Annotated in this window: 12 protein-coding genes and 1 other RNA gene; 2 read left to right on the top strand and 11 right to left on the bottom strand. The window is 33.5% G+C overall.

Annotated features, from left to right (window positions below; all coding sequences use genetic code 11):
• Positions 1-137: 137 nt before the first annotated feature.
• On the top strand, positions 138-1,139 hold the full coding sequence (locus KA824_RS02925) for an LLM class flavin-dependent oxidoreductase (protein ID WP_107384963.1): 1,002 nt from the start codon (positions 138-140) through the stop codon (positions 1,137-1,139).
• An 81-nt stretch (positions 1,140-1,220) separates the two neighbouring features.
• Here KA824_RS02925 and KA824_RS02920 read toward each other — a convergent pair whose 3' ends face one another.
• The 3 genes from KA824_RS02920 to cymR form a co-directional block, all read right to left on the bottom strand.
• Positions 1,221-1,382 (bottom strand): hypothetical protein, encoded by a 162-nt coding sequence (locus KA824_RS02920; RefSeq protein WP_019469421.1) that lies wholly within the window; start codon positions 1,380-1,382, stop codon positions 1,221-1,223.
• Positions 1,383-1,417: 35 nt separating this feature from the next.
• The gene (locus tag KA824_RS02915) at positions 1,418-1,600 is read right to left on the bottom strand and encodes a CsbD family protein (protein ID WP_040030019.1); all 183 of its coding nucleotides are present in this window, start codon (positions 1,598-1,600) and stop codon (positions 1,418-1,420) included.
• Positions 1,601-1,730: 130 nt separating this feature from the next.
• Complete coding sequence (gene cymR, locus KA824_RS02910; RefSeq protein ID WP_019469423.1) at positions 1,731-2,150, bottom strand: cysteine metabolism transcriptional regulator CymR; 420 nt, start codon at positions 2,148-2,150, stop codon at positions 1,731-1,733.
• Between the two features lie 86 nt (positions 2,151-2,236).
• Here cymR and KA824_RS02905 point away from each other — a divergent pair, with 86 nt between their 5' ends.
• The gene (locus KA824_RS02905) at positions 2,237-3,517 is read left to right on the top strand and encodes a replication-associated recombination protein A (protein WP_181187615.1); all 1,281 of its coding nucleotides are present in this window, start codon (positions 2,237-2,239) and stop codon (positions 3,515-3,517) included.
• Positions 3,518-3,592: 75 nt separating this feature from the next.
• Here KA824_RS02905 and KA824_RS02900 read toward each other — a convergent pair whose 3' ends face one another.
• The 8 genes from KA824_RS02900 to KA824_RS02865 all read right to left on the bottom strand — a co-directional run bounded on the left by KA824_RS02900 (position 3,593) and on the right by KA824_RS02865 (position 12,477).
• Positions 3,593-4,360, bottom strand: coding sequence for a tRNA threonylcarbamoyladenosine dehydratase (locus KA824_RS02900; protein WP_107505058.1), 768 nt, complete (start codon positions 4,358-4,360; stop codon positions 3,593-3,595).
• Positions 4,361-4,487: 127 nt separating this feature from the next.
• Positions 4,488-4,678, bottom strand: a non-coding RNA gene (gene ssrS / locus KA824_RS02895) — 6S RNA.
• A 61-nt stretch (positions 4,679-4,739) separates the two neighbouring features.
• Complete coding sequence (gene aspS, locus KA824_RS02890) at positions 4,740-6,506, bottom strand: aspartate--tRNA ligase (protein WP_181187616.1); 1,767 nt, start codon at positions 6,504-6,506, stop codon at positions 4,740-4,742.
• A gap of 12 nt (positions 6,507-6,518) precedes the next feature.
• Positions 6,519-7,781: a histidine--tRNA ligase gene (hisS, locus tag KA824_RS02885; protein ID WP_107385037.1), complete on the bottom strand. Its 1,263-nt coding sequence runs from the start codon at positions 7,779-7,781 to the stop codon at positions 6,519-6,521.
• A gap of 341 nt (positions 7,782-8,122) precedes the next feature.
• Complete coding sequence (locus tag KA824_RS02880) at positions 8,123-8,998, bottom strand: N-acetylmuramoyl-L-alanine amidase family protein (protein ID WP_181187617.1); 876 nt, start codon at positions 8,996-8,998, stop codon at positions 8,123-8,125.
• The gene (gene dtd, locus KA824_RS02875; protein WP_107385039.1) at positions 8,995-9,447 is read right to left on the bottom strand and encodes a D-aminoacyl-tRNA deacylase; all 453 of its coding nucleotides are present in this window, start codon (positions 9,445-9,447) and stop codon (positions 8,995-8,997) included. The genes KA824_RS02880 and dtd overlap by 4 nt, the downstream gene beginning before the upstream one ends.
• Before the next feature lie 13 nt (positions 9,448-9,460).
• Positions 9,461-11,650: a RelA/SpoT family protein gene (locus tag KA824_RS02870; protein ID WP_181187618.1), complete on the bottom strand. Its 2,190-nt coding sequence runs from the start codon at positions 11,648-11,650 to the stop codon at positions 9,461-9,463.
• Positions 11,651-11,958: 308 nt separating this feature from the next.
• Positions 11,959-12,477 carry an adenine phosphoribosyltransferase gene (locus KA824_RS02865; protein ID WP_107384787.1) on the bottom strand — a complete coding sequence of 173 codons (519 nt, stop codon included), beginning with the start codon at positions 12,475-12,477 and terminating at the stop codon, positions 11,959-11,961.
• Positions 12,478-12,487: the final 10 nt, after the last annotated feature.

Below are 12,487 nucleotides of genomic sequence, written 5' to 3'. Positions count from 1 at the left end.
AGATTTATCCATTGTCTTAATAAGACCACCTAACTTTTTTAATTTCATACAGTATAACAGTGAGCAATTTCTTACGCAAGTTTTATTTAGACTGTTATACTGCAATATATTAATATATTTAAGGAGGATATCGTGTAATGAACGATTTAAAATTATCTGCACTTAATCTCGTTCCTATTAGAGAAGGTCAAACCGATCAAGATGCAATTAGCGATATGGTTAAATTAGCACAAAATTTAGAAGAACTGGATTATGAGAGATATTGGATTGCAGAACATCATAACGCACCTAACCTTGTCAGTTCAGCCACTGCGTTATTAATACAACATACATTAGAACATACTTCTAAAATAAGAGTAGGTTCTGGTGGTATCATGTTACCTAATCATGCTCCACTTGTTGTTGCAGAACAATTTGGGACAATGGAAACTGTATTTCCAAATCGCGTTGATTTAGGTTTAGGCCGTGCACCAGGTACTGATATGATGACAGCGAGTGCCTTACGTAGAGATCAACACAATGGCGTTTATGAATTTCCTGAAGAAGTAGAACAGCTTGCAACTTATTTCGGACCGGGTAATCAACAAACTTATGTCCGTGCATATCCAGCAGTTGGTAAAAACGTTCCTCTTTATATATTGGGTTCTTCAACTGATTCAGCACACTTAGCTGCACGCAAAGGATTACCTTATGTCTTTGCAGGGCATTTTGCACCACAACAAATGAAAGAAGCTATTGAAATTTATAAAGAACTATTTGAACCCTCAGACGTGTTGAGCAAACCATATGTGATTGTTTGTTTAAATGCAATCGTTGCCGATACAGATGCTCAAGCAGAATATCTGGCCACAACTCAGGCTCAGGTTATGGTAAGTATTACTCGAGGAAGAATGCAACCTGTACAACCACCTACTGACGATTTAAAAGGACTACTTACGCCTACTGAGTATGAAATAGCAAAACAACGTATGCAAAGTTCCCTTATTGGCTCTGAAGAAACCGTCAAACAAAAATTACAATCATTTATAGATGAATACGGTGAAATAGATGAATTGATGGCTATTAGTTACATTTATGATCAAGAAGCACAACTTGAATCATATCGTAAACTTAAAAATATGATTACAACACTAAATTAAATATAAAAAAAGCCTAGTTCCTATATTAGAAACTGGGCTTTTTAATATTTAAGCGAAAAAGCTTAAACTTTTAAGACAACTTTATTTTTTATCGTCTTTTTTATCATCTTTTTTATCGTCACTGCCACCAGTGAAATTATCGATTTGTTCAGATGCTTGTTTTGCTTTTTCGTTATCAGTATCTTTTAATTTGTCAGAAACGTTTTTTGCAGTTTCTTTTGCTTTATTTAAGAAATCAGCCATAATAAAACCACCTTTTTAGTATTAGTTAACGATTATTATTTTTTAAATTTATCGATAACTTCATTTGCTTTATCTTTTGCATTTTCTACTACTTCTTTGGCTTTACCAGAATTTTTATCTTCTTTGCCTTCTTTTTCTAACTCTTTATTGTCGGCTACGTTACCAACTGTTTCTTTAACGTTTCCTTTTGCTTGTTCGAATTTATTTTCATCTGCCATAAATAATACCTCCTTAGCAATGTATTAATTAAATACCACAATAATTAAGTCATAAACATTTAAAACAAATTTTTTTAATATTTTCAGTTAAAGTCAAAGAAATGTTTTAATTTACAACGTTATTCACATCTTAAATATAGAACATATATCCATCTAAATTATTAGTTTCATTATAATCTGCTAAGTATTTCAATGTTGTATTATCTAATACTTCTCTTACTGCGTCTCTCATTCTGATCCAAAGTTGTTTCTGTGCAGGAGGTTCAGAATCAATACTTTCTACGAATGTAATTGGTCCTTCTAACAAACGAATAATGTCACCAGCCGTAATTTCTTCTGCTGAGACTCTCAATTGATAACCACCTTTTGCACCACGAACACTTCGAATTAAACCAGCATTTCTTAATGGACCTACTAGTTGTTCTAGATAAAGATCACTTAAATTATTTTCTTCAGCTATAGATTTTAACGAAACACATCCTTGCCCTTGCTTTTTGGCTAAGGATATCATTAGTGTTAAGCCATATCTACCTTTTGTTGATATTTTCATTATATAACCTCACTTAATTCGAATACTATATATTAACATTCTATCATTTTTTACGTTAAGATAATATTAGAAAGGTGTGAAAGATTGTGACGAACGAACCACTCGCTTCAAGAATGCGACCAAATAATATTGATGAAATCATTTCACAGGATCATTTAGTTGGTGACAAAGGTATTATACGCAGAATGGTCAATACCAAACGATTATCGTCCATGATTTTTTATGGTCCTCCTGGAATTGGCAAAACGAGTATCGCTAAAGCTATTTCAGGCAGTACTCAGTTTAAATTCCGCCAACTAAATGCTGTAACTAATACTAAAAAAGATATGCAACTCATTGTCGAAGAAGCAAAAATGTCTGGACAAGTCATTCTATTATTAGATGAGATTCATCGTTTAGATAAAGCGAAGCAAGATTTTTTATTGCCTCATCTTGAAAATGGAAAAATTGTATTAATTGGTGCTACAACTTCAAACCCATATCATGCGATTAATCCTGCAATTCGATCAAGAGCACAAATCTTTGAGTTATACCCATTAGATGAAAACGACATAAAAGTTTCTTTAGAAAGAGCGCTAACCGATGAAACACGTGGTCTAGCTTCATACAATCCAGTCATTGATGAAGAAGCGATGAATTATTTCACAACGCAAAGCCAAGGAGATGTTAGAAGTGCGCTGAACGCTTTAGAATTAGCCGTACTCAGTTCTGAGGTGGTTGATAATCAAAGACATATTACATTGGAAGATGCTAAAGATTGCTTACAAAAAGGTGCTTTTGTCAGTGATAAGGATGGCGATATGCACTATGATGTGATGAGTGCATTTCAGAAATCAATTCGAGGAAGTGATGTTAATGCAGCATTGCATTATTTAGCACGTTTGATAGAAGCTGGAGACTTACCTACTATTGTCAGAAGATTATTAGTTATTAGTTATGAAGATATAGGTTTAGCTTCACCAGGTGCTGGACAACGTACTTTAGCAGCGATTGAATCAGCTGAAAGACTCGGCTTTCCAGAAGCAAGAATACCTTTGAGTCAAGCGGTAATTGAATTATGTCTGTCACCTAAATCTAATTCTGGAATCACTGCTATCGATGCAGCACTGTCAGATATTCGAAAAGGTCATGTAGGACAAATTCCCGATCATTTAAAAGATGGGCATTACTCAGGTGCCAAAGAATTGGGTAGAGCAATAGGCTATAAATATCCTCATAATTATGACAATGGTTTTATACCACAACAATATTTGCCAGATAAATTAAAAAACAAAATTTACTATACGCCTAAAACAACATCAAAAACTGAGCAACAGCTTAAATCTATTTTTGACAACATCAATAAGGCGCAACAAAATAAAAGTTAATTTACAACCATATGAAACAACCGCGTTAACACATTACAAAAGACTGCTTGTGTTAAACGCGGTTGTTTAATTCCTTTATTTATCTTTGATTCTTGTTACGGGTATATCTTTTAATATATCATTCACTACATAGCTTGCACATATGAGTCCTACAACACTTGGTACAAATGCATTTGAGGATGGTGGCATTTGCCCTTTTCTGGTTGGGGCATTTGCATCGCCAACTGTTTCTTTGACATCTTCTCTTATGACGATTGGACTTTCATCTGAGAATACTACAGGAATCCCTTTGTATATACCTAACTTTTTCAATTTACGACGTATCAATTTAGCCATTGGATCCATATAAGTTTTAGAAATATCTGCAATTTGGAAACGTGTAGGATCTGTTTTATTTGCAGCACCCATACTTGAAATAACAGAAATACCTCTTTCAAGACATTCTTTCATAAGATGAACTTTGTAAATAAGTGTATCACTCGCATCTAAAAAATAATCTATATCATAGTTATTAAACAAGGCTTCATATGTTTCTTCTGTATAAAACATATGAAGTGATGTGACTTTACACTCTGGATTGATTAATTTAATACGCTCTTCCATTAATGTTACTTTACTTTGACCAATTGTAGATGTTAATGCATGTAGCTGACGGTTAACGTTCGTTATATCAACATCGTCTTTGTCTATTAATATAATATGGCCTATATTAGTACGAGCTAATGCTTCAGCTGCAAATGAGCCAACGCCTCCTACTCCTAAAACAACAACGGTTTTTTGCTTTAATAAATCTAAACCTTCTTGGCCGTATGCCAATTCATTTCTCGAAAATTGATGTTTCATTTTTTAACTCCTTATTTAGCGAATACTATTATCATAACATTTTTGCTTGCTGATTATTTGTAAAACAACATTTTCTGTTAATTTATAACGATATAAAAAATACGCAAGACCGAAGTCTTGCGTACCGATAGAGTCCGTGCGTGCCGTAGTTATAAATTGCTTGATCATTCGGCCTGCTATTAACAGGTGGGTGCCCTGTTTCTTGTTTTGCAAGTCCTCCTTAAGAGGCGTGTGCGCTGCAAGAAAACCTATTGGGCTCCCGGATCAAAGAGTGTTAGGCCCAAATATGAAGCAAACTTACGAACACGACAGATGACTACCTTATGCAAGTATAATAACACATTATTGGAATTTAGCAAGAATAAAGCCTTGGTAAAAATTAATGTCTAATTCTTAATGAAAGTTCTTCTAATTGATTTTCTGATACTTCGCTAGGCGCATTTGTTAATAAACAAGTTGCAGATGCAGTTTTAGGGAATGCAATTGTGTCGCGTAAATTTGTACGACCAGTTAACAACATCACTAAGCGGTCTAGACCTAAAGCAATTCCACCATGTGGTGGTGCGCCATATTTAAATGCATCTAATAAGAAACCAAACTGTTCCCTAGCTTGCTCTTCAGTAAATCCTAATACTTCAAACATTTTTGATTGTAAACCTTCATTATGAATTCTGATTGAACCACCACCGAGTTCATAACCATTTAACACAATATCGTATGCATTAGCTTGAGCATTTTCAGGTTCAGCATCTAATTTATTAATATCTTCTTGTTTTGGTGCTGTGAATGGATGATGCGCAGCAGTATAACGTTTTAACTCTTCATCATATTCAAGCAATGGCCAGTCTGTTACCCATAAGAAGTTTAATTTACTTTCATCAATTAAATCTAATTCTTTAGCCAATTTTAATCTTAGCGCACCTAAACTTTGAGCAACAACATTAGGTTTGTCAGCTACAAATAATACTAAGTCTCCAGCTTTTGCACCAGTCAACGATTTTAATTTTTCAACATGGTCTGCTTCAAAGAATTTAGCTATAGGGCCATTTAAACCTTCTTCAACTACTTTTACCCACGCCAAACCTTTCGCACCGTATATATTAACAAATTCAGTTAAAGCATCAATATCTTTTCTAGTGTAATTATCAGATGCACCTTCAGCTACAATTGCCTTCACTTGTCCATCGTTATTTACTGCATCTTTGAAGACTTTAAAGTCCATGATTTCACCAAGTTCTGAAACGTTAATTAATTCCATACCAAAACGTGTGTCTGGTTTATCAGAACCAAAACGTGCCATTGCTTCATTATAAGTCATTCTTGGGAATGGACGCGGCACTTCCACTTCTTTTACATCTTTTACAACTTTTTGTAACATTTCTTCGCCCATATCCATGACGTCTTCTTGATCAACAAAGCTCATTTCAATATCAACTTGCGTAAATTCTGGTTGACGGTCTGCACGTAAATCTTCGTCACGGAAACATTTAACAATCTGATAATATTTATCAAAGCCGCTAATCATTAACAATTGTTTAAATATTTGTGGTGATTGAGGCAATGCATAAAATTCACCTTCATGAACACGGGATGGTACTAAATAATCGCGCGCACCTTCAGGTGTTGATTTAGTTAGCACTGGTGTTTCTATATCATAGAAACCTTCACCATCTAAATATTGTCTAATTGAACGTGTTGTTTGATGTCTCATCTTAAAAGTTTGTGCTAATTCTTGACGTCTTAAATCTAAATATCTATATTTTAGTCTTATGTTTTCATCCACATTTTGATTATCTTCATTTAATGCAAATGGTGGTGTTTCGGCTTTATTAATAATTTCAATCTCTGAAACTTGTACTTCAACTTGGCCTGTAGCAATTTTTGGATTTACTGTTTGAGGGTCACGTTTTTTTACGATACCTTTTACTTCTACAACGTACTCAGATCTAATTGTTTCAGCTATACGCAAGGCTTCTTCTGAAAAATCCGGGTTAAATACAATTTGCACATAACCTTCACGGTCACGTAAATCTACAAAGATAAGTCCACCTAAATCTCTACGATTATGCACCCAACCTTTTAATATAACTTCTTGTTCTAATAATGATTCAGTCACTAAACCACAATATGTTGTACGTTTACTCATGATATCTTCTCCTTAATTTCTAAAATAGTTAACAAGTTCATTTAAATCAATACGTTCTGATGTTCCGGTTTCCATATTTTTTACATTAATATTTTTTTCTTCTAATTCTTGATCACCAATAACAACAGTATGTTTGGCATTCAGTCTATCAGCTTGTTTCATTTGTCCTTTAACTTTACGTTCCATATAATCTTTGTCCGCTTTAACACCATTTTTACGTAAATCATTCAATAATTTTACTGCATAACGGTCTGCTTCTTCACCCATAGTAACGATAAATAAATCAAAATCATGGTCAACATCTAAATCAATGCCTTCTTCTTCTAATGCCATTAACAATCTTTCAATGCTAAGTGCAAAACCAATACCTGTTTGACTTGGACCATCTAGCAATTCAAGTAGACCATTATAACGGCCGCCACCACATAAAGTCGTAATCGCACCTTCATAATTTGGATTATCAATCATCAGTTCAAATGCTGTGTGTGTATAATAATCTAAGCCTCTTACTAAGTTAGGATCTTCTTCATATTTGATGTCTAAATCGTTTAAATGCTGTTTTACTTCCTCAAAATATGCTTTTGAATCATCATTTAAATATTCTGTAATGCGCGGTGCTGTTTTCACTGCTTCTTTATCTTTATCAACTTTACAATCCAAAATTCTCATTGGATTAGTATGCAAACGTGCTTGGCAATCCTTACAAAAATCGCCAATTACTGGTTCAAAATGTTTAACCAGGGCTTCATTGTATTCTTTGCGCGAATCAATATCGCCAATGCTATTAATAACTAATTTTAAATGTTTAAGACCAAATGACTGATAAATATGCATGACCATTGCTAAAATTTCAGCATCAATACTAGGATTTTCTGCACCTATGGCTTCTACACCAAATTGTGTAAACTGACGATAACGTCCTTTCTGTTTTCGTTCATAACGGAACATTGGACCATTGTAGTACAATTTAATCGGTTGGTTAGGTAATCCCTGCATTTTATTTTCTATATATGAACGTACTACTGCAGCAGTACCCTCAGGTCTCAAAGTGATACTGCGGTCGCCTTTATCTTTGAATGTATACATTTCTTTTTGAACGACATCCGTAGAATCACCAACGCCACGTGCAAATAATTCAGTGCTTTCAAAAATAGGCGTACGAATTTCTTCATAATTATATAATTCCATCAATTCATCTAATTTTGTTTCTATATATCGCCATTTTTTTGTTTCGCTTGGTAAAATGTCTTGTGTTCCTCTAGGAATATTTATCATAAAACCTCTCCTTTTATACAATAAAAAGTCCCTTGCATAACTGTACAGTTATACAAGGGACGAATATCCGTGTTGCCACCCTAATTGGTTAGATATAGTTTATCAACAAGCTATATCAACCCACTTCATACGGATAACGTTCGTCACACGGCTTTAATTTCATAAAGCACCTCTTCTTGCGTTTTAATAACTAAACTACTAAGCATAATTTTCCAGCCTCGAATTATGTCTCTACACATTTAAAATGTTGACGTTTCATTTAGCATAGTCAAGAATAATAACGGTTTTAATATAGAATTCATATCTAATAATAACGAGTTATTGATTAATATGCAACCTTTTTATTCTGAAAAATATGCACGTAAACCATCGACAACTGCTTGTTCAACAATGTGGCGATGTAATTGATTCGTTATCATATCTTCATCAGTTGGATTACTAATATAACCTAACTCTAATAAAACAGCGGGGACATTCGTCTGTCTCAATACTTGGAAGTTTTCTTGTCGAGCGCCTTTATTTGTCAGTAACGCTTTTTTTTGTATGTAAAGATTTAATGTTTCTGCAAGTGCTTTTTGATTATCTTGAAGCCAATAAACTGTAGTTCCATTAGCTTTAGAAGATTTTAGCGAATCATTATGTATGCTGATAAAAGCATCACCTTTAATATTACGATCGTCCAAACTAACATAACTATCTGAACTTCTCGTCATATTTACAGTCGCGCCTTCTTTTTCAAGAAGACTTTTCAATTCTTTCGCTGTTTTCAGTGTATAAACTTTTTCAGTGCTCTTCTTCTTTGTAATACTTGAAGCTCCCTGGTCACTTCCCCCGTGACCAGGATCAAGTACAATTGTTTTATCTTTAAGTGGTTTATCGTTAGCATTAGCATCTGCTTGAATATCTAGATTTGTATGCCAACCAGCCACCCAACCTTTATCTTTATGATTACTTGATTCAACTTCAATCCATTTGCCGGATTTACCAATTTTATTATAACTTTGACCTTGATTAGCCGGTTTAATAGTAGGATATACAGCATTAGGACCTGTTCTCAAATCAGTATCTTCCGTTATATATATCGTACTCGCATCTTCATCATTGTGATTTAGAAAAGCGATGAGCATAAAAATAAATATGACAAATGCTAACGTAACAATAAGTGTAGGGAAATTTTTTAAATTATGTTTATCTAGCCAAGTATTGATTGTTTTCATACGATTTTGCCATCCTGACTTTCATAAATAATTGTCACTGGGCCATCGTTAGCAATATTAACAAGCATATCTGTGCCAAATTCTCCTGTTAATACATTTATGTTATAAGTGCGTAATGCCTCATTAAATTTTTCATAAAGTTCATTTGCTTTTTCAGGCGGCATTGAATTGGTAAAACCAGGTCTATTACCTTTTCTTACATCTGCATATAGTGTGAATTGTGAGATAGAAAGAATCTCTCCTCGTACTTGCTGTAAATTCAAATTAAGTTTGCCATTCTCATCTTCAAACAATCGGGCATTCACAATTTTTCTTACTAATGTATCAATGTCCGCTTCTGTAGATGATTTACCTACGCCAACAAGCAAACAAAAGCCTTTATTTATTTTATTATCTATTGAACCATTAGAAACGGATGCTTCTTTCACTCTTTGAACAATAATCCTCATGTGTATTTCACCTCTAATTCCAAACTCTTGTTACTGTGTAAACATCTCCGAGTTGTTTAATCTTATCAACAACTTGATAGACTTCATTTACATTTTTCACCATAACACCAATATTAATGATTGCATTTTTATCAATATCTGAACGACCAGAAACTTTAACTAAGTTACTTTTAGTGGAATTAACGGCTTGTAAAACTTCATTTAATAATCCATTTCGGTCATAAGCGGTAACTTCTAAGTCAACTTGATAACGTTGTGTCGCATCTTTAGAGCGTACCCATTCAACACTAATTAATCTGTCTTTTTCATTTTTGATATTAGGACAATCCGTGCGATGCACCTTAATACCATGCCCTTTAGTGATATATCCAACAATATCATCACCAGGGATTGGATTACAACATTTTGATAATTTAATGAGTACATTTTCAATTCCCTCAACGTATACGCCACTATCTGTTGTGATGTCATCCTTAATTGGCACAGATTTTTGTACTTCTTGCACTGAATTCAATGCTTTTTGTTTGTCTTGAATGCGTTGCTTTTCTGTTAACTTATTAACAATTTGTAAAGCTGTTACACCACCAAACCCTACTGCGGCAAATAAATCTTCTTCATTCGAAAAATTATATTTATCTTTTACGACTTCAATATTATCATCCGTTAAAACTGCATCTACACGGTACCCTTGGTCTTTTATTTCTGCCTCGACCATAAACTTACCTTTTTCAATATTGGAAGACCGATCTTGTTTTTTAAAGAAACTACGTATCTTACTTTTAGCACTAGAAGATTTAACAATTTTTAACCAATCACGACTTGGACCATAAGAGTGCTTACTTGTTCTGATTTCAACGATATCACCAGTTTTGAGCACGTAATCTATCGGCTCAATTTTTCCATTAACCTTAGCACCAATCATCTTATTTCCTACTTCGCTATGTACAGCATATGCAAAATCGATTGGTACAGCACCATAAGGTAATTCTATTACATCACTTTCTGGCGTAAAAGCATAGACTTTATCACTTTGTAAATCAAATTTTAATGTTTCCATAAATTCTTCTGCATCGGTGGTAGTGCTATCCGTTTCAGCGAGTTCTTTAATCCAATTTAATTTTTTATTGAAATTTTGTGTTTTTTCAGTAACCTTTTTGCCTTCTTTATATGCCCAATGCGCTGCAACCCCGTGTTCTGCAATTTCATGCATTTCATAAGTTCTTATCTGAATCTCTAAAGGATCACCATTCGGTCCAACGACCGTTGTATGTAAAGATTGATACATGTTTTGCTTTGGCATAGCAATATAATCTTTAAATCTACCTGGCATGGGTTTCCATAGTGTATGCACAAGACCTAGTACTGCATAGCAATCATTTATTGAATTAACGATAATTCTTATAGCTAATAAATCAAATATTTGGTCGAATTGTTTCTTTTGTTTAACCATTTTTCTATAAATGCTATATATATGTTTAGGCCTACCATTAATATCACCAATTATATTCATTTTTTCCATTTCTGAATCAATGCGGTTAATAGCATTTTGTATATATTCTTCTCGCTCACTTCGCTTTTTCTTCATAAGATTAACAATTCTGAAATATTGCACACTATCAATATATCTAAGTGCTGTATCTTCTAATTCCCATTTAATCGTATTAATCCCTAATCTATGTGCCAATGGTGCATAGATTTCTAAAGTTTCTTTTGATATTCTTATTTGTTTTTCTCTTGGCATTGCTTTCAGTGTTCTCATATTATGTAATCGATCCGCTAATTTAACTAGAATAACACGCACATCTTTTGCGATAGCAATAAATAACTTGCGGTGGTTTTCTGCTTGTTGTTCTTCTTTAGAACGATATTTTACTTTTTTAAGCTTAGTCACACCTTCTACGATTATGGCAATTTCTTCATTAAACATGCCTTTTACATCATCAAACGTATAAGGTGTGTCCTCAATCACGTCATGTAAAAAACCTGCAACAATGGTGGGGCCATCTAAATGCATTTCAGTTAAAATCCCAGCGACTTGTATGGGATGCATAATATATGGCAAGCCATTTTTACGAAATTGACCTTCGTGTGCCTCATAAGCTAGATGGTAACTCTTCAATACATATTCATAATCTTCTTTTGACAAATATGATTTTGCTTTGGATAATACTTCGTCCACACTGTATGGATATTCATTGTTCACTTAAGACACCCCTATACTAAATATTAATCACGATTAGATACCCAGTATTATTTTATATCGATTGTAACGTATTTTTACGCTATTAGGTCAAATTATGTATAATAGTTATATAATACTACATGTTATTAAATAAATAAATGCGTACATAAGACAATTGGCAAAATGTAGCTGAATTTTAATTTTTTAATACAAATAAAAGATAATTTAAGTTAACGAATCATTAAAACTATTTATAAATATAAAAAGCCAAATGAAATCATTTTAAATGTTTTCATTTGGCTATAAAATTTCTTTTATTATAAATGTGATTATTCATCGTATGAAATTAAACTCATTACGTCATAATCTTTAATTTTTTCAATACCTTTTAAATATTTTAATTCTATAATAAATGCAATACCTACAACAATACCACCTAATTGTTCAACTAACTTAATAGCCGCTTCAATCGTACCGCCAGTAGCTAATAAATCATCTGTAATTAACACACGTTGCCCTGGTTTAATTGCATCTTTGTGCATGGTTAATACGTTTGTACCATACTCCAAATTATACTCATAACGAATGACTTCTCTAGGAAGTTTGCCTTCTTTTCTCACTGGTGCAAAGCCAATACCCATTGAATATGCAACAGGACAACCAATGATGAATCCTCTAGCTTCCGGTCCTACAACTACATCAACGTCTCGTAGTTTTGCATATTTAACTATTTGATCCGTGGCATAACCATAAGCTTCGCCATTGTCCATTATCGTTGTAATATCTTTGAAGTTAACACCCGGTTGTGGCCAGTCTGATACTTCAGATACATATTGTTTTAAATCCATACAAACTTCC

Source organism: Staphylococcus sp. GDY8P198P (assembly GCF_017891615.1).
GTDB classification, from domain to species: Bacteria; Bacillota; Bacilli; order Staphylococcales; family Staphylococcaceae; genus Staphylococcus; species Staphylococcus cohnii.
This window is presented reverse-complemented; position numbering and strand designations above follow the sequence as displayed.